This is a genomic window from Micromonospora sp. DT68 (assembly GCF_049847245.1).
In the GTDB taxonomy this organism is placed as follows: Bacteria; Actinomycetota; Actinomycetes; order Mycobacteriales; family Micromonosporaceae; genus Micromonospora; species Micromonospora profundi.
This window is the reverse complement of sequence record NZ_JBNCNZ010000005.1, coordinates 171,184-189,278: the sequence shown is the minus strand read 5'-3', so window position 1 is coordinate 189,278 and position 18,095 is coordinate 171,184. Positions and strand designations below refer to the sequence as shown.

18 protein-coding genes are annotated in these 18,095 nt (G+C 71.0%); 11 read left to right on the top strand and 7 right to left on the bottom strand.

The features are described from left to right. Positions 1-148: 148 nt before the first annotated feature. On the bottom strand, positions 149-580 hold the full coding sequence (locus ACPXB1_RS11605) for a MarR family winged helix-turn-helix transcriptional regulator (protein WP_355631623.1): 432 nt from the start codon (positions 578-580) through the stop codon (positions 149-151). Positions 581-676: 96 nt separating this feature from the next. Here ACPXB1_RS11605 and ACPXB1_RS11600 point away from each other — a divergent pair, with 96 nt between their 5' ends. After that, the gene (locus tag ACPXB1_RS11600; RefSeq protein ID WP_355631629.1) at positions 677-2,455 is read left to right on the top strand and encodes an ABC transporter ATP-binding protein; all 1,779 of its coding nucleotides are present in this window, start codon (positions 677-679) and stop codon (positions 2,453-2,455) included. Between the two features lie 30 nt (positions 2,456-2,485). On the opposite strand, the gene ACPXB1_RS11595 is transcribed toward ACPXB1_RS11600, so the two are convergent. Beyond that, positions 2,486-3,271, bottom strand: coding sequence for a TetR family transcriptional regulator (locus tag ACPXB1_RS11595; protein ID WP_425735198.1), 786 nt, complete (start codon positions 3,269-3,271; stop codon positions 2,486-2,488). 145 nt (positions 3,272-3,416) lie between these two features. Between ACPXB1_RS11595 and ACPXB1_RS11590 the strand changes: the two genes are divergently transcribed. From ACPXB1_RS11590 to ACPXB1_RS11580, 3 genes are all read left to right on the top strand, one after another. Beyond that, a complete protein-coding gene (locus ACPXB1_RS11590; RefSeq protein WP_425735197.1) occupies positions 3,417-4,361 on the top strand; it encodes an ATP-binding cassette domain-containing protein in 945 nt (314 codons plus the stop codon). Next, entirely contained in the window at positions 4,358-5,983 is a 1,626-nt protein-coding gene (locus ACPXB1_RS11585; RefSeq protein WP_425735196.1) for an ABC transporter permease, read from the top strand. Before ACPXB1_RS11590 ends, ACPXB1_RS11585 begins: the two co-directional genes overlap by 4 nt. A gap of 103 nt (positions 5,984-6,086) precedes the next feature. After that, the gene (locus tag ACPXB1_RS11580; RefSeq protein WP_425735195.1) at positions 6,087-7,631 is read left to right on the top strand and encodes an NAD(P)-binding domain-containing protein; all 1,545 of its coding nucleotides are present in this window, start codon (positions 6,087-6,089) and stop codon (positions 7,629-7,631) included. Here the strand turns inward: ACPXB1_RS11580 and ACPXB1_RS11575 are convergent. From ACPXB1_RS11575 to ACPXB1_RS11565, 3 genes are all read right to left on the bottom strand, one after another. After that, complete coding sequence (locus ACPXB1_RS11575) at positions 7,615-8,214, bottom strand: nitroreductase family protein (RefSeq protein ID WP_157552942.1); 600 nt, start codon at positions 8,212-8,214, stop codon at positions 7,615-7,617. The genes ACPXB1_RS11580 and ACPXB1_RS11575 overlap by 17 nt on opposite strands. Before the next feature lie 161 nt (positions 8,215-8,375). Continuing rightward, a complete protein-coding gene (locus tag ACPXB1_RS11570; protein WP_355589110.1) occupies positions 8,376-9,527 on the bottom strand; it encodes a carboxylate-amine ligase in 1,152 nt (383 codons plus the stop codon). 47 nt (positions 9,528-9,574) lie between these two features. Further along, positions 9,575-10,738: a M20 family metallopeptidase gene (locus tag ACPXB1_RS11565; protein WP_425735193.1), complete on the bottom strand. Its 1,164-nt coding sequence runs from the start codon at positions 10,736-10,738 to the stop codon at positions 9,575-9,577. Between the two features lie 206 nt (positions 10,739-10,944). On the opposite strand from ACPXB1_RS11565, the gene ACPXB1_RS11560 reads away from it, so the two are divergent. Further along, on the top strand, positions 10,945-11,514 hold the full coding sequence (locus ACPXB1_RS11560; protein WP_355589114.1) for a peroxidase: 570 nt from the start codon (positions 10,945-10,947) through the stop codon (positions 11,512-11,514). Positions 11,515-11,581: 67 nt separating this feature from the next. Here the strand turns inward: ACPXB1_RS11560 and ACPXB1_RS11555 are convergent, their stop codons facing one another. Next, positions 11,582-12,373 (bottom strand): alpha/beta fold hydrolase, encoded by a 792-nt coding sequence (locus tag ACPXB1_RS11555; protein WP_425735192.1) that lies wholly within the window; start codon positions 12,371-12,373, stop codon positions 11,582-11,584. Positions 12,374-12,413: 40 nt separating this feature from the next. Further along, positions 12,414-13,187: a hypothetical protein gene (locus tag ACPXB1_RS11550; protein WP_425735191.1), complete on the bottom strand. Its 774-nt coding sequence runs from the start codon at positions 13,185-13,187 to the stop codon at positions 12,414-12,416. A gap of 197 nt (positions 13,188-13,384) precedes the next feature. Between ACPXB1_RS11550 and ACPXB1_RS11545 the strand changes: the two genes are divergently transcribed. From ACPXB1_RS11545 to ACPXB1_RS11520, 6 genes are all read left to right on the top strand, one after another. Continuing rightward, positions 13,385-13,834, top strand: coding sequence for a ribonuclease domain-containing protein (locus tag ACPXB1_RS11545; RefSeq protein WP_355589127.1), 450 nt, complete (start codon positions 13,385-13,387; stop codon positions 13,832-13,834). Between the two features lie 64 nt (positions 13,835-13,898). Next, entirely contained in the window at positions 13,899-14,261 is a 363-nt protein-coding gene (locus ACPXB1_RS11540; RefSeq protein ID WP_425735190.1) for a barstar family protein, read from the top strand. Positions 14,262-15,099: 838 nt separating this feature from the next. Further along, on the top strand, positions 15,100-16,041 hold the full coding sequence (locus ACPXB1_RS11535) for a hypothetical protein (protein WP_425735189.1): 942 nt from the start codon (positions 15,100-15,102) through the stop codon (positions 16,039-16,041). Positions 16,042-16,168: 127 nt separating this feature from the next. Then, positions 16,169-17,338 (top strand): hypothetical protein, encoded by a 1,170-nt coding sequence (locus tag ACPXB1_RS11530; protein ID WP_425735188.1) that lies wholly within the window; start codon positions 16,169-16,171, stop codon positions 17,336-17,338. A 17-nt stretch (positions 17,339-17,355) separates the two neighbouring features. Next, positions 17,356-17,784, top strand: coding sequence for a hypothetical protein (locus tag ACPXB1_RS11525; protein ID WP_334549664.1), 429 nt, complete (start codon positions 17,356-17,358; stop codon positions 17,782-17,784). 56 nt (positions 17,785-17,840) lie between these two features. Next, positions 17,841-18,095, top strand: a complete 255-nt coding sequence (locus tag ACPXB1_RS11520) for a hypothetical protein (protein ID WP_355589135.1) — start codon at positions 17,841-17,843, stop codon at positions 18,093-18,095.

The following is an 18,095-nucleotide window of genomic DNA, read 5'->3' as shown; positions in this document are numbered from 1 at the left end:
TCCCGGCAGGCGGTAGCCGGTCCCGTCGACCGGACGGGGGCGGCTGGCTACCCGGATACCGGGTGGCCAAACCGTGCGGCAGTGCCCCCCAGCGTTAGGAAGGGCCCCTTCCTATACACCAGGCGTTAACAAGGTGCCCTTCCTTGCATCAGGCGCGCAGGGTGCGCAGGATGCGGGCCAGTTCGGCGCGGTCGGCGTCGTCGAGGTGGCCGAAGAAGCGGTCCGCCTCGGCGCGGCGGGCGGCCCGGATGGCGGTGCTGACCCGCTCGCCCTCCGCGGTGAGGACGACGAGCGTCGCCCTCCGGTCGGCAGGGTCACGGCGGCGTTCGACGAGTCCTCTGGCCTGTAGGTCGTCGATGACCTCGGTCGCCGAGCGGGGAGCGATGCGCAGGTGCTCGGCGAGGGTGCCGGGGCGTACCTCGCCCTGCCGGGCGAGCACACCCAGCGCCCGGGACTGGCTGGGGGTGATGTCCCAGGGCGCCAGTGCTTCACGGGTCTGCCGGCGCAGACGGGACGCGACGCCCCAGAACGCCTCCGCGAGGCTCTCGTCCTCGCCGCTGTCGGCGGTGTCCGCGATCACCGGAATACCGTAGCAGGCAATGCTGTTGTTCCCTCATGTTGAGGTAACCTCAGCATATCCCGACCGAGAGGTGATACCCCCTTGGAACCCACCCCCATGGGCCGCGACCGCGGCCACCGCACCGTCAGCGCCGAGGAGAAGTCGCAGGCCCGTCAGGTGTCCCTGCGCCGCATCGGCCGCCTGTTCACCCCACACCGGCCCGCGCTTGCCATCGTCACCGCGATCATCGTGCTCTCCTCGATCATCGCGATGGCCACCCCGTTCCTCCTGCGCGCCGTGATCGACAGGGCCCTTCCGCAGGGCGACCTGACCCTGCTCGTCTGGCTGGTCCTCGGCATGGTCGCCGTCGCCGCTGTGACCGCCGTCCTCGGCGTCGTGCAGACCTGGATCTCCACCCAGGTCGGGCAGCGGGTCATGCACCGGCTGCGCACCGACGTCTTCAGCCACCTCCAGCGCCAGTCGCTGGGCTTCTTCACCCGCACCCGCACCGGCGAGGTGCAGTCCCGCATCACAAACGACATCGGCGGCATGCAGTCGGTGGTCACCTCGACCGCCACCGCCGTCGCCTCCAACCTCACCACAGTGGTGGCCACCGCCGTCGCCATGATCGCGCTCTCCTGGCAGCTCTCCCTCGTCTCCCTCGTCGTGCTGCCGCCGGCCATCTGGCTGACCCGCCGCGTCGCCCGCATGCGCCGCGAGATCACCGCCCAGCGGCAGCGTGAACTGGCCGACCTCAACGTCACTGTCGAGGAAGGGCTCTCGATCAGCGGCGTGCAGCTCGCCAAGACCCTCGGCACCGGCCCGGCGCTCATCGACCGGTTCACCGCCTCCTCGGCCCGACTCGTCGACCTTGAGCTGCGCAGCGAGCTTGCCGGTCGCTGGCGGATGGCTTCGATGAGCATCATCTTCGCCGCCGTACCTGCTGTCATCTACCTCGCCGCCGGCCTGCCCGGCACCGCCGGCACCCTGAGCATCGGCACCCTGGTCGCCTTCACCGCGCTGCAGGGCGGCCTGTTCCGGCCACTGATGGGGCTGCTCAACGTGGGCGTGTCGCTGACCGCCTCGCTGGCGCTGTTCGCCCGCATCTTCGAATACCTGGACCTCCCCGTCGACGTGGCCGACCCCACCGAGCCGGTCGCTGTCGACCCCGACCGGGTACGCGGACACCTGCGCCTGGACGACGTCACCTTCGGCTACCCCGGCAGCGACACCGCAGCCCTCGCCGGGATCACCCTCGACGTGCCCGCCGGCACCAGCCTCGCCCTCGTCGGCGAGACCGGCTCCGGCAAGAGCACGCTCGCCGGGCTGATCAGCCGCCTGCACGACCCCACCGCCGGCCGGATCACCATCGACGGCGTCGATCTGCGCGACATGCGTCTTGCCGACCTGGCCGCCATCGTCGGCGTGGTAAGCCAGGAGACGTACCTGCTGCACACCACGGTCCGGGAGAACCTGCGCTACGCCCGGCCGGACGCCACCGACGCCGAGATCGAGGACGCGGCCCGCGCCGCCCAGATCCACGACCTGATCGCCGACCTTCCCGACGGGTACGACACAATGGTCGGCTCGCGCGGGCACCGGTTCTCCGGCGGCGAGAAGCAGCGGTTGGCCATCGCCCGTACGCTGCTGCGCGACCCACGCATCCTGGTCCTCGACGAGGCCACCAGCGCGCTGGACACCGAGACCGAGCGGGCCGTGCAGCGGGCCTTCGACGTGCTCGCCGAGGGCCGCACCACGATCACCATCGCGCACCGGCTCTCCACAGTCCGCGACGCCGACCAGATCGCGGTGCTCGACCACGGTCGGATCGTCGAGTCCGGCGACCACGACAGCCTGCTGCACCGCAACGGCCGCTACGCCACGCTTGCGGCCTGACCTCTGCTCACAACGATCTCGAAACCGTCGCTAAACCGTCTCATTATTGTCGGTCAGGTGCCGGTAGACGGTGGCCCGCGAGACCCCCAGCGTCGCGGCGATCGCGTCCACCGAGTGGGTGCCCGCCGCGTGCATCCGCCGCGCCGCCTCGACCTGCTCCTGGGCCAGCGCCGGGGGCCGCCCCGGCCGGCGCCGACCAGCGCCCGACTGCGGGGCCGGCGACCCCACGGCAGCGCCCGCCGTGGCCAGGTCCCGTCGAGGTGGGGGTGCGGCGTCCGGGGTCAGCAGTCGGCGTACGCCGTCGAGCATGTCGGCCCGCAGCACCTCGTCGGGCACGTCGGTGAAGAAGACGACCGGATCGCTGCACGTGGCCACCGCCTGGACCGCCCGGACCCGGTCCCGGCGACCGCCGTCCGGCCCCGCGATGACGTCGTTGGCACGCATCGCGATCGTCATGAGTCGGTGGTACGTGTCGCCCCGGCCGACGAGCGCGATGTCGTGGAAGAGCATGCCGAGCGGCCGGCGGTGGGCGAGCATGATGTCGACCCAGCCCTCCAGCACCGTCCACCGTGCCTGCTCGGTCGGCTGCCCCTGCGCGGAGTCGAGCAGTGCCTCCAGATCGGCCACCAACGGTTCGACAAGGGCGCCGAGCAGGTGCTCCTTGGCCGGGAAGTGGTATAGGACGGCGGCCTTTGTCAGCCGCAGCCGTTCGCCGATCTGGCGCAGGGAGGTGCGCTGGTAGCCGTGTTCGGCGAAGAGGTCGAGCGCGGCACGCAGGATCCGGGTACGGGTGTCGTCCGCGGGATCGGCGGTCATTGCGCCAGCCTAGATGAGCGCCTCCGGGTCGCTCGCCGACACCGAGTGGCGGTCGCGCTCGTTCGTGTCCGTGGTCACCGTTGATTCGTCTGACCGTCGGTCAGTACAGTGAGGGTGATCGACGCAGCCAACGGCAGGAGGGGCGATGCCCGTCATCTCGATCGGCAACCTGGTCAAGACGTTCGGTGCCATCCGGGCACTCGACGGGCTCGACCTTCAGGTCGAGCGGGGGGAGGTGCACGGCTTCCTCGGCCCCAACGGCGCCGGCAAGTCGACAGCCATCCGGATCCTGCTCGGCCTGCTGCGTCGCGACTCCGGCGAGGCGCTGGTGCTCGACGCCGACCCGTGGCGCGATGCCGTCCGCCTGCACCGCAGGCTGGCGTACGTGCCCGGCGACGTCAACCTCTGGCCCAACCTCACCGGGGGAGAGGCGATCGACCTGCTCGGTGAGCTGCGCGGCGGCCTCGACAAGCACCGCCGCGACGAGCTGCTGCAGCGCTTCGACCTGGACCCCACCCGCAGGTGCCGCACCTACTCCAAGGGCAACCGGCAGAAGGTCGCCATCGTCGCCGCGTTCGCGTCGAACGTGGAGCTGTACGTGCTCGACGAGCCGACCTCCGGCCTCGACCCCCTCATGGAGGCGGTGTTCCAGGACGAGGTCCGGCGGATCAAGCGGGCCGGCGCGACAGTGCTGCTCTCCAGCCACGTGCTCGCCGAGGTCGAGGCCCTCTGCGACCGGGTCAGCATTATCCGCGAGGGGCGGACCGTCGAGTCCGGCACCCTCACCGAGCTGCGCCACCTCACCCGTACGGCAGTGACTGTCGAGACGGCCCGCCCGGCGGCCGGCCTGGCCGAGCTGCCCGGCGTGCACGACGTGCACGAGGTCGACGGTCGTACCCACCTGGAGGTCGAGCCGGCGCACCTGGACGAGCTGCTCGGCCGGCTCGTCCACTTCGGTGTCCGGGCGCTGACAAGCACACCGCCCACACTGGAACAACTCTTCCTGCGTCACTACGGCGACGACCCCGCCGCTAACGGCCACGCCGCCGACGTCCCCGCCGCCGACGCCCCAGGGGCCGGTGCGCGGTGAGCGCCCTCACCGGTACGCCCCGGCTGGCCCGGCTGGTGTTGCGCCGCGACCGGATCCGCCTCGCCATCTGGGTCCTCGGCACGCCGCTGCTCGGCTACGCGCTCGCCGGCAGCGTCGCCGACATCTACCCCGACGAGGCAGCCCGCCAGGGCTACGCCACCACATCGGCGTCCAGCCTCGTCGCCCGCGCCTTCAACGGGCCGATCGCCGGCACCGACCTCGGCGCCGTGGTGGTCGCCGAGACGTACGTGACGCTGGCCCTGATCGTCGCGCTGCTGAGCACCTTCGCCGTGGTCCGGCACACGCGCCAGGACGAGGAGACCGGCCGGGCCGAGCTGCTCGGCGCGTCAGTCGTCGGCAGGTACGCGCCGCTCACCGCCGCGCTGGCGGTCGTCGTCACGGCGAACGTGCTGGCCGCTGCGCTGCTCCTGCTCGCGCTGGCCGGCGCCGGCCTGCCACTTGCCGGTTCGGTGGCCGCGGCCGGCGCGATCGGTGGCGTCGGCGTCGCCTTCACTGCCGTCGCCGCTGTCACCGCGCAGCTCTCGGTGACCGCCCGAGGCGCCAACGCGCTCGCCGCCGCAGTCGTCGGGCTCTCCTTCGTGCTGCGCGCCGCCGGTGACGTCCTCGGCGAGCAGAGCGCCGACGGCACCCGGGTACGCAGCGCCTGGCCGTCCTGGCTCTCCCCGCTCGGTTGGGGCAACCAGGTGCGCGCCTTCGGCGACGAGCGCTGGTGGGTGCTCGCCCTGCCCGTTCTGCTGCTGGTCGCCGGGGTGGCGCTCGCGTACGCCCTCGCGGAGCGACGTGACCTGGGCGCCGGCCTCGTCGCACCCCGGCGCGGCCCGGCCACCGGCGCGGCCGGGCTGCTCAGCCCCGCCGGTCTGGCCTGGCGTACGCAACGCGGGACCCTGCTGGGCTGGGCGGTCGGAGTGGCGGTCCTCGGCCTGTCGATGGGCGTCGCCGCCGACGAGTTCAACGCGATGATCGACGCGAACCCGGCCGCCGCCGAGGCGATAAACGCGATGGGCGGCGGCGACAACCTCCTCGACGCGTACCTGGCCGCGATGCTGGGGCTGTTCGCGCTGACCATCGGCGCGTACGTCGTGCAGGCCCTGCTGCGGGTACGCGGCGACGAGACCGACGGGACACTGGAGGCCGCCCTGGCCACCGCCGTCGGTCGTACCCGCTGGCTCGGCACCCAGGTGCTCGCCGCAGTGCTCGGCGCTGTCGCGTTGCTGCTGCTCGCCGGCCTGACCACAGGCCTCGGCTACGGCCTGGTCACCGGCGATCCGCTCGGCTCGGCCGTCGAGCTGGCTGGCGCCGCGCTGCTGCGGCTGCCCGCCCTCCTGGTGGTCGCCGGGGTGGTGACAGCGCTGTTCGGTCTGCTGCCCCGCCGGTCGGTGGCGCTGTCCTGGGCGGTGCTGCTGGTCTTCCTGCTGCTCGGTCAGCTCGGCGCGGTCCTGGAGTTGCCGCAGGCGGCGCTCGACGTGTCGCCGTACACCCATGTGCCTTCCGTGCCCGCTGTCGACCCGGTGGCGCTGCCGCTCGTGGTGCTGACAGCGGTGGCCGCGTTGCTGCTCACGGCGGGCATGGCCGGCTTCCGCCGGCGGGACGTCCCGAGCTGACCGGCGTTGCCGCGGCCCACCGATCTCCACGCAGTGGTATTGACACGTAACGCTTTGCATCCCATGGTCGATGGACCCGTTTTCTCCGTCGAAGGGTCGCAGGATGGTCAGCAGCGAACACAGGTACGTCATCGTCGGGGCCGGGCCTGCCGGCCTCCAACTGAGCTACTACCTCCAGCAGCAGGGCGCCGACTACCTGACGTTCGAAAGCGGCGACGCGCCGGGCGGGTTCTTCAGGCGGTTTCCGCGCCACCGCCGGCTCATCTCGCTCAACAAGGTGCACACCGACAGCACCGATCCCGAGATCCGCCTCCGCTGGGACTGGAACTCACTGCTCAACGACGACCCGGACCTGTTGTTCCCGAAGTTCAGCGAGGAGTACCTGCCGGCGGCCGACGACCTGGTGCGCTACCTCGCCGAGTTCCAACGTGTCCACAAGCTCAACGTCCGCTACGGCACGACTGTCGAGCGGATCACCCGTACCGACGACGGCTTCACGGTGCGCACCGACCAGGGTGAGGTGCGGGCTCGCTGCCTGGTCGTGGCCACCGGCTGGGGCCAGCCGTTCGTGCCCGCGATCAAGGGCATCGAACACGCCATCGGGTACGAGGACATGGTCGTCGACCCCACGGCGTACGACGGTCAACGGGTCCTGATCATCGGCAAGGGCAATTCCGCGTTCGAGACGGCGTCGGCGATCCTCGGGCGGGCGTCGATGGTGCACCTGGCCAGCCGGCAACCGTTGCGACTGGCATGGAACACCAAACACCCCGGCGACGTCCGAGGCCAGTACGGCGCGATCCTGGACAGCTACCAGTTCAAGACGCTGCACTCGGTGCTGGACTGCACGATCGACGAGATCCGTCCCGTCGACGGGCGGTACCAGGTGTCCATCACGTACACCCACGCCCAGGGGGAGACCGCCGTCCTCGACTACCACACGGTGCTGCGGTGCACGGGCTTCCGGATGAACACCGCCATGTTCGACGAGACGGTCCGCCCCGACATGGTGCGCGACGGCCGCATGCCCGGCCTGCGCCCCGACTGGCAGTCGAGCAACGTCGACGACCTGTACTTCGCCGGCACCATCGCCCAGGACCGGGACGTCAAACACGCCTCGTCGCCCTTCATCGACGGCTTCCGGTACAACCTGCGCACGTTCACGCGGATGCTGCGGGAGCGCTACGACGGCGTGCCGCTGCCGTACGCGACGACACCGGCCGACCCCGCGTCGCTCACCAAACTCATGCTCGACCGGGTCAACTGGTCCTCGGCGTTGTGGACCCAGTTCGAATACCTCTGCGACGTCCTCGTCCGCGACGACGCCACAGGCGACTTCCACCACTACGAGGACCTGCCGGAGGACTACGCGGTGGAGCGCTTCGGGGCCGCCACGCAGTGGTACACGCTCGCGCTGCGGTGGGGCCGCGACGACTACGGCGACGTCTTCGCCATCGACAGGCACCCGACCCCCGACCGGGCGAGGGAGAGCGCCTTCATCCACCCGGTGATCCGCCGTTACCGCGGCGCGGAACTGGTCGCCGAGCAGCACCTGCTTGAGGACCTGCTGGCCGAGTGGCGACGCCCGGACCGCCACGTCGACCCCCTTGTCGAATTCCTGACCACTGACCTCACCAGCGGATCATGACCTCGTCGAGGGGTTTGCGGGTGAGGTCGGGCACCTGGGCGTCCGGGGCGGGATACCCGACGGGCATCACCACGTACGGGCGCTCCTCCGGTGGGCGCTCGCACACCTCGTTGAGGAACCGCATCGGACTGGGCGTGTGGGTCAGGGTGACCAGGCCGGCGTGGTGCAGCGCGGTGATCAGCAGGCCGACGGCGATGCCCACGGACTCCTTGACGTAGTAGGGCTTCGGGCTGTTCGGCCCCTGGTGCACCTCGAAGACGACGATGACGGCGGGTGCGGTCTCCAGGAACGGCTTCCGCCAGTCGGTGCCGAGCCTGGCGATCGCACCCAGCCACTCCGCCGAGGCGCGGCGGTCGTAGAAGGCGCGTTCCTCGGCCTCCGCCGCCTCGCGCAGCCGGCGTTTGCGTGCCGGGTCGGTAAGCACCACGAACCGCCACGGCTGCACGTTCGCACCACTGGGCGCTGTCGACGCGGCCCGGATGGCGGCCTCGATCACCCCGTCGGGAATCGGGTCGCCGGCGAAGTCACGCACGGAACGGCGTAACGCCATCCGTTCGGCGAACGCCTCGGCGTCGCGCACCATGTCCGCCGGGGGCCTCCGGTCGTGCTGGATGGCGACAGTGGACAGAAGATCTGCGTCATTCACCTGGGACCTCCCTGATCCGGTGCACCGGTCTCCACGGGAGGGAACGCCTGCCGCGACATCCGGTTCCTCAAGCATTTCCGGGGTCGGGCGGCTTGTCGTTACGCCGTTGTGCTTTCTTCGTATCTGGGCCGGTCGGACGCCGTCCGGGCGGTGATCTCGTCGACCACATCGGTCAGACGCCCACGTCGCGCCGCGGCGGCCCGCTGCCGGGTGGCCCCGTCGCCGTTCGCGGCGAGCCACCCCAGCCAGGACTCCACAGGATCCCGGTCGCCCGCGGCGTCAAGCGCCGGCCGGGCCAGCGCCACAAGCCGCTTGGCGAGAGCCGCCGCGGGCAGCAGCCGGCCCGTGATCACGTCGACGCCGTGCCCGCCCATCCCGTCGCGGGCCGCCCGCCAGTACGCGAGCCGCATCAGCTCAGCGGTCGGCTGCGGCCCCTCGTCACCGGCGTCGACGGCCTCCCCGGCGACGACCGCCAGAGCCCGCACCAGGGCCGCCAGCGCCGCCGACTCCACGGCGGTCAGGGGTACGTCGGCCACCCGTACCTCGAGGGTCGGGTGGTTGATCGACAGGCGGAGGTCCCAGAAGATCGTGCCGTGGTCGACAAGGGCGCCCGCATCCAGGAGCATCGCCACGTGGTCGTCGTACTGCCGCGCCGACCGCAGGAACGGCGGCGGACCGGCCACCGGCCAGCGCCCCCACGTGACGGTGCGCCAACTCGCGTACCCGGTGTCGCGCTCGGCCCAGTAGGGCGAGTTGGCGGTGAGGGCGACGAACACCGGCAGGTGCTGGCGCAGATGGTTGCCGATCAGCACGGCGCGGTCCCGGTCGGGCTCCTCCACGTGGACGTGGACGGCGCAGATTGCCAGCTCGTCGTGCAGCCCACGGAAGGTTGCGGTGCCCCGGTCCTGGCGGGGCCCCTCGGTGATGGGCGGCGGTACGGCACACCCGAGCACCGGTGAGCCGCTGGCGATCACCCGCAGACCCGCCGACCGGGCCGCCGCCTGGACGGCGGCGCGACCCTCGACCAACTGCGCGCGGAGATCGTCCACGCTGCGGCACGGGTCGGTGCGGGTCTCCACCTGGAACTTGGTGATCTCACCACCGACCCGGGCACCGAGCGCCGGGCGCGCCCTGTCGACCACAGTCGCCGCCTCCGGCACTACCGCACCCCGCGCGGCGTCGACGACGAGGAACTCCTCCTCGACGCCGAGCAGGGGAACCGACGATGCAGAGCGCTGTTGCGTAGTCATACCGACGCCGACCCCTCGCTGCCGGACGTTCGCCGGCGTTGAGGAGGTTACTGGATGTCATCGATGGGTTGCGATCCGAAGCGCTCCATCGTGGACAGCGCGTCGACGAGCCCGGCCAGGAGCGCCGTCCGCTCGGGCATCCGGTCGAGGCAGACGTACTCGTCGGCGGCGTGCGCACCGCCTCCCACCGCGCCCAGGCCGTCCAGTGTCGGCACGCCCAGCGCGGCGGTGAAGTTGCCGTCGGACGCGCCGGCGGCGGACGCGCCAACCAGCCGCGGAATGCCGAGCTGACCCGCGATCGACTGAGCCAGCTCCAGAAGCGGCCGCGCGAGCTCGGGCGACATGGGGTACCTGTTGATCCCGCCCTGCACCGCAAGCGTCGCCTCGGGCAGGAACGGCACCAACCCACGGATCGCATGATCGACGCGCTCGAGTTCGTCAGCGGTCCAGGCTCGCACGTCGACGGCCAGGCTGGCACGCTCGGGCACCGTGTTGGTCGTCGTGCCCGCCGACAGCAGCGTCGGCGTGACCGAGGTGCCGCCGCTGTCCGCCGCGCCGAGCGACCTCAACGTGAGAACCTGATGGGCGACCTCGACAGTTGCGTTGACCCCGCGCTGCGGCTCGACGCCGGCGTGCGCGGCGCGACCCGAGACGGTGAGCCGGTACACCGACCCGCCCTTGCGAGCCACCTTCACGTGCCCCTCCGGGGTGGCCGCCTCGCAGACGAGGACGGCACCCGAGCGCCGAGCCTCACGCTCGATCAACGGTCTCGATGTGACGGAGCCGCTCTCCTCGTCACAGGTGAGCAGCACACCGACAGCCGAGGTGTCCTCAAGCAGGTGCAGCGCCGTGAACATCTGCACGATCCCGGCCTTCATGTCACACACACCAGGTCCCGTCGCGACGTCCCCGCGTACGGTGAACGGCCTCGACCGGACCGTGCCGGCCGGAAAGACCGTGTCGAAATGACCCAGGAGCAGCACACGCTGGTCGGCGGCCGGCCACAGCAGGTGCGGCAGGCCATCGACGACGACCCGGCGGGCGGGTCGGCCGAGCACCTCCTCGCCCCAGCGGGCGAGCAGGTCGGCGCAGGATCCCAGTTGGGGCAACGAGCCTGGCGGCGACTCGCACGAGACGAGCGCGTCCAGTCTGTCGACCATGTCGGTTCGGAGCTTCTCGGCGGTGTCAAGCAGACGGAGTGGGTGCTCCATCGTTCCCTCCAACCGCACGACCGGCGGCCTGGCCGGGCGTGCCCATCGACAATCGCAGGAGGCCCGGGGTGCGGTCACCCTTGTCTTTGCTCAGCTGAACGGCGTCTGGCGACCACGTCTGTCGGACACCGCGTCCGCCACTTTCCCGACAGCGTCCGGGGCCGCAGGGGCGTACCGTTCGCGGTCGAGCGTAGGGAGGGGCAGGAATGAGCCACCTGCAACAGGCCGAGCAGTCGCCGGACACCGAGCGGATCTTCGATGCCGACACGAGGGCGATGGGCTACCTGCCCAACTACACGAGGTTGTTCGCCCACAGCCCGGCCGTGTACCTGGCCTGGCAGCAGCTCAACGGTGCGGTGAAGGCCGAGATGGAGCTGCGCCGCTACGAGTTGGCGACCCTCGCCGCGGCACGGGCCCTGAAGTCCTCCTACTGCGGACTGGCGCACGGGAAGCTCATGCGGGACAAGCTCTTCGACGCATCGACTGTCGCCGCCATCGCGACGGAGCACGGCAGCGCCGACCTCTCCGCGCAGGAGGTCGCAGTCGTCACGTTCGCCGGGAAGGTCGCGACCGATGCGAACTCCGTCGGCGCGGCAGACATCGCTGTCCTACGCGATCACGGCCTCGATGACACGGAGATCTTCCGCGTGATCCTCGCCGTTGGTGCCAGATGCTTCTTCAGCACCGTCCTCAGCGCCGCCGGGGCAGAACCCGACCCGCAGTACAACGACAGCCTCGACGAAGACCTACGGCGGGCGTTGAGCTTCGGCGGCTAGAGCCAGGCCGACGAGTGGCCCGGATCAACGATGCTGTGTAGCGCTTCGCGGCAGGGTCGGAGGATGCTCAGCGTTCGAAGAACTCGGTCAACGCCGGCGCGAGGACGTCGTCGGGGACCCCGTGCCATTCACCGGGCAGGCTTCGGTGAAAACTGTTGGGCATCGCCTTCGCGATGGTGGCGGTCATGCCGGTGAGGTCGTCGCCGCTCGCTTCGCTGCCCAGGACGAGAGTCGGCACGCTCACCGACGCCAGGAGTTGGAGCGACGTGGCCTCGCTGACCATGCAGTCGTAGACGAGGGTGTGCGCGACCGCCTCCATCGCGGACCAGGACTGACTCCCGCGCATCCCGGCGATGACCTCGTCGGGCACGCCGACGCCGGTCAGGAAGTGCTCCACCGCAGCCGCACGCTGCTCTGCCGCTATCAGTCCAGCGAGTGCGGCGGTGAAGGCTGCCTGCGCCGATCTGTCCTCGGTGGCCTCGATCGGCGGCTCGAGAAGCGCCAGCTTGGGAATCGCGAGTCCGCTCGCGGCGGCGTGCAGGGCGACCAGGCCGCCAGACGAGAAACCATAGAGGAATGCCTCGCCGCCGGCGTCGTCGATGAGCGCGGCGAGGTCGTCGACCTCGCGCTCGACGGCGTACGGCTGGGTGTCTGTGCTGTCTCCCCGGCCGCGGCGGTCGTAGTGGTAGACGGTGAAGTTGGTAGCGAGCAGGTCGATCAGCCCGCCGAACGAGCTGAGCCCGCGGTAGTGCCCGGCGGCGTCCACAAGAATGAGGGCGGGCCCGCTGCCGGTCTGCTCGTAGGCGATCGAGGTGCCGTCCCTGGACGTCGCAGTCCTGCTGGTCGTTGGCTTCGTCATCGCCACTGACGTTACCCCTCAACGATGGGTGTCCGGCTGATCAGCCCTTGGTGTCTCGTCGGTAAACGAGTTCGTTGATCCAGCGGGCGGCCTCCTCTTGCGCGGCGAGCATGCTCTGGCGGGCCTCGGCCATCTCGTCGTCGGTGTCCCTGTCGGGGTTCTCGCTCAGGATCGTCACCCACCTGCGACTCAACTCCTCGGCGTACGTCGCTTTGCGGAGCTGCTCGTCGAACTGGTACTCCAGCTTCACCATCCGGTCGACGTGCGGTTGGAGTGCCGGCATGATCCGCTCGTCGAGGCGTACTGCGGCGTCGGGTCGGCAGGTGATGAGGACGTCGCCACGCCGGTAGGACCACTCCGGATCTTCGGCGAGCGCCCGCTGCAACGCCACCTCCAGGTCCGCTGCCCGGTGCGGTGGTAGGTCTCGGGCGGCGTCGGAGGCGAGCCGGGTCAACCGCTGGACGGCGTTGGGCTGGAAATACTGCACGTACCAACTCAGCACCTCGGCCCGCAGACTCGCCGGCGAAGACCAGGCGAACGTGGCGCGGATGTAGAACGAGTACACGTAGCCGCGCGCGGGAACCGGAATCAGCCGGGGCGCGTCGCGCTGTTCGACGAGCGGGCCGGACGGCGACGGTCCGGCTCCGGCACCGACGGGTGCCTCGTCCTGGAGCGCGGCGACCAGCCGGTCCCAGCTCCGCGCCCACCAGCGCCACGCGCCGACGCTCACGTTCCGCGTGATGGTCAGCCCACGGATGCCGCGCTGCCGCCACTGGTCCGCAGGCCGCGGCCTCCCGTCGGGAGCGTCCGTCATGGCACCCCTTATGGTCACGGATCCGCATTTCACGCTAACAACCCGTGACCGATATGCCCGTAGCCACGCCCGGAGTTCACCGAGCATTGTGGAGGCGTTGAGGCACGAAGGGGTATCGCCGCGAGCTGTCAGCGGTGAGACTGATTCCGATCCGACAGTGACGCGGATCGATGCATCGGATGGTCTGGAGGCAGCCTGTGTCCACCCTCGTGTCCCCGCCGGCCACGCTCGGCGCGATCCGCCGGCGTACCACCACCCTCGCCCTTCTCCTCGCCATGGTCGCCGCCGCGCTTGTCGGCCCGTCCGTGGTGGCCCCCCGGATGGTCGACTCCGCCTCGGCAGCGGTCTACAGCTCCTGCACCATGAGCCGCTGCGCGGATGCCCGCGCCGCCCGTTCGGGCTGGTCGGCCAAGGGTTTCCCGACCAGTCGCGGCTGGTATTCCTGGAGCGGCGGCAAATCGAACTTCGCCGGCGGCCAGTTCTACAACTACGAGGGTCAACTGCCCAAGAACGCCACCTACCACGAGTACGACGTCTACCCGCGCACCCAGGGCGCCGCCCGCGACGCGTACCGGATCGTCGTGAACCGCAGCACCGGCGTCACCTGGTTCTCGCCGAACCACTACACCGACTTCTACCGGCTCTGACCAACGCCGGTGCCGGCCGCCCACCGGCCGGCACCGGTGGTCGAGCCAGATCAGGGGGTACGCGATGGTCGACCAGAACGGTGGCCCGCCCGAGTGGCTGACCGTGTGCCGGACGGGGACGCCGACCGTGCCCGGAGCTTCGGTGCTGGCCGGCGCGGCGAGCCGGACCCGACCGGCGCTCTTCGCCGCCCTGGCCGCGGCGCTGGCCCTGCCGGCGCACCTGGGAAGCACCTGGGACGCCCTCGCCGACGTGCTGCGGGACCGGCTGGACGCCGGCCCGCTCACACTGATCGTCGATGACGCCGGCCAACTGCTCGCCGACGAGCCCGCCGGTCAGTACGCCCTCCTGCTCTCCGTGCTGGGCAACCTGGCCGCCACCGCCGCGCACCCGCTACGCGTCTTCCTGCGCCACGCCTCGCCCTCCTGAACGCTGCCGCTGTCAGCGCGGACCACGAGTCGACCCAGGATCCCGTGCCGCCGCGAACGGAGAGGTCCCGCGCACGCGCCCCGCGGCTACGTGCAGGTTGTCGCACCGATGACCGCAGTGTCGCCTCGACCCACTGCCATGTCGACCCACTGCCATGTCGACCCACTGCGATGTCGCCCGATGCCGATCGGCTGACCAGATTCGCGTCATCGCCGCCTGGCGTGCGCCACCGGGGATTCCGCGACCAGCGGTCCTCCCGGGTTCGGACGGGGGGCGTGCGTCGCCCCACGGAGCGTGAGGGTGCTAGGTGCACATGCTCCGGTGAGCTTGATGACTCTGGGGCATCAAGATGACTGTGTGGTATCAAGCTCAACAGCGACCTCGGCCCCAGCGCGTTGACCAGCACGCCGCGTCGGTCCGTTGGCACGCCGCGTGGTTGGGCACGCCGTGTCGGTCGGTTCGGCACGTCGCGTGGTTCGGCACGCCGCGGTGACCGGCGTCGCGTTTGGTAGTGCGCTACGACGACCGGCACTGCGTTGGTAGTGCGGTGCGACGACCGGCACTGCGTTGGTAGTGCGGTGCGACGACCGGTGCTGCGTTCTTGTGCGACGTGTCGACCGGTGCTGCGCTGCTGACGTGCGGCGCTGCGGTGGCCGGTGGCCGGTGGCCGGTGGCCGGGGCGAGCCGGCAGTCGCTGTGCGGATGCTCAGTTCCCGACACTCGGGGCCGCCCGCGTGTGCGGTGACGGTGGCGGTGACGGTCGGGTGACGGCCGCTTCGCGATTGTCGTGCCCAGCCGGGCGGTGCGCCCTGGCACGGGCAGTGGGGAGAACGGTGCGGTGGACTTCGTCGACGGGGTGCTTGTGCGGTTGGCCGATCCGGGCACCCGCGCCGCCGTCTTCGACGACGAGTCGCTTGCCCACCTGGTCGAGGCCGGGTACGACACGGAGGCGATGCCTGTCGCGCCTCCGTACTCGGCGGTGTTCGACGAGTTGACGCTCGGTTTCGCCGCCGCTCCGGTGACCCTGGCCGAGGGGGAGTGGCTGGGCTCCGGCGGCACCGCGCGTACCGAGCTGCGGGTCCGGCTGCACGGCCTCGGCGGGTCGGCGCTGCGCATCGACGCGCTGTGGCGGGGCAGCCTGGTGGTACGTACCAGTGTGGCCCGGGACCGGGTCGAGGACCTCGACGTGGCGGTGCCCGCCTTCGACGTCGACCCGCAGATCGTCGCCGACCTGGGCGCGCTGCCAACCGACCCGGCGGTGCTGGAGACCGAGCGTCGTACCCGGCTGGTGGCCCGGCTGCGGGACGGCCTGCACCAGCCGGCCGCGTTCACCGACGCGCACCTCGACCGACTGCTCGCCGGTGTGGGGGCCGCGACGGCCGGCGACCTGGTGACACGGATGCGCGGGCAGGTCGCCGGTGCCACGGTGAAGCTGCGGTACGCGGCCCCGCCGGCCGCTCCGCCCACCCCGCGGCACCTGCCGTTCGCCGCCGCCGTACTGATCCGCGACAGGGGTTTCTCCCTTGCCGACCTGCTCGTCGAAACCCGGCTCGTGCGGGCCCGCGCCGAGGAGTTGGGGCTGGACGTGCCGGCACCGGATGACGTCCGACGCCGGCACCGGGTGGTCGCCGTCTGGGTGGTGCCCATCGAGACGTTCGACGACGACGGCTGGCCCGGCGGCGACACCGGCACCGACGCGCAGAAGCGCGCCGCCCGGTTCGCCCGCGCCGGCCAGTGGCTGGCCCGCAGCGGCATCGGGCTCGCCGCCGTGACGACCTGAGACGCCCGCGCACCGACCACGGCGGCCCGGAAGCCGCGCACCGACCACGGCGGCCAGGAGCCGCCCATCGACCACAGCGGCCGAGGCCGCCTACCGACCACAGCAGCAACTCCGTCCGGGAGGACCCGTGGCACCGACAGCAGCATTCCCGTTCATCGAGGTCCGGATCGTGCCGCCACCGGCGCCACTGGCCCAGCGCTCACCGGGTGTCATCGCCGTGGTCGGCAAGGCGCCGTCCACCGCCGACGGTGGCTCGGCGCCGGCGAACACGCCGGTCCGGATCGAGACCCTCGACGACGCGGTCACCAACTTCGCCCGCCGGCAGGCCGGCAACGTCGTCCGCAACGCCCTCTACAACTCGCTGGAGTTGGCGTTCCTCCAGGATCCGCGCCCGGCCAAGGTGTACGGGGTCAAGGTGTCCGGCGACGACTACGCCGCAGCCCTCGGCGCGCTGGAGGCCGCCGACGACGTGACGATGGTGTCGCTGGCCAACGAGACGAGTGTCGGCAACCCGGCCGGTGCAGGGGCGCCCACCGGCCTGCACGCCCTCAAGGCGCACGTGGAGACGATGTCCGCGGCCGGCCAGCGGCGGATCGGTTTCGCCATGGTCAACCCGGCGACCGAGAAGGTGCCCACCTACGTCGCCGACATCACCACGGCCGCGAACCCGCTCAAGAGCAGCACCAGCCGGATGGTGATGATCGCGGCCCGGGGCGCGGACGGGGACGCGGCCACCGCCGCGATGGCGGCAGTGGCCGGGCTGCCGGTGCACCACAGCATCGTGCTGAAGAAGATCCGTGGCGTGGCCATCCCGGTGGCCAAGCAGTACAGCCCAGCCGAGATCAAGGGCCTGTCCGAGGCGAACCTCACGCCCATCATCGATCCGACCCTGATCAGCGGGGAGAGCCTGCACTTCGCCGACGGGCGGCTGTTCACCACCGACGCGAGCCTGCTGCACGTCGACCTGGTCCGCACCCTCGACCAGATCGAGTTCATGCTCCGCGCGGGCCTGATCGGCCTGGTGGGCGACGCGCGGATCACCAAGCCGGGGATGACGCTGCTGAAGACCCAGGTCGACGGCATCCTCGGACCCCTCAAGCGGCAGGCGGTGATCGACGACTACCGCATTGAGATTCCGGTGCTGGACATCCTCAGCATCCCGGAGGTCGCCCGTACCGCCACCGACACCTCGATCGTCACCGCCGCCCGGGCCGACCGCACTGTCGACCTGGTCGTCACCGTCACGTACGGCCCGGCCGTGAGCCGCCTGCTGGTCACGCTCGTGGCCAAGTTCTGACCCGGAGGAACCAGACCATGGAGTGGAAGACCCGCCTCGCGGTGCAGTACACAAAGGGCACCGAGACGGTGCTGATCAGCCCGATCGACTCGTTCAGCCCGTCGTTCTCGCTCAACGTCGAGGCGTTGCACTCGTGCGAGGTGACCCACCTGGGCGTCATCCACGCGCCGGTGTCGATGAACTTCACGATGACCGTCAAGGCGATCGGGGACGTCGCCGGTCGGCTCACCAAACTGGCCCTCGACGGCGACCTGTTCGACATCGCGCTGCTGGAGCACACCGGCGACGACTGGGCGTTCTCATCCTTCGTGTTGCAGGACTGCCTGATCACCAGTGCGACGCCGACCACCGCCACGATCTCCGGCGCACCGGCGGCGACGTTCAGCGGCTTCAGCCTGGCCGCCACCGTCGACCCGAAGACCGGCGACCAGTCCGTGCTGCCCTGACGCGTGACCGACCGACAGTCGACGACAGCCCGCCCACGATCAACCGGAGGTAGCAGATGGCGACCGGTGCTGGCCGTGCCGCCCGGGTCACCCGTACCGGGCTGGCCCTGGTGCACGCGGGTGAGCTGGTGTTGCCGGCGGCCGGTAGCGAGGCCGAGGCCGAGCAGGTCGCCGAGGACGATCGCGCTGTCATCGCGTACCACTTCCCGGTGGAGATCGAGGTGGTAGCGGCCGGCGGCGCGGTCGACGTCGACGCCCTCGCCGACCTCGCGCTGGCCCGGCTCGCCGAGCACCTGGACGGGCGGTCCTGA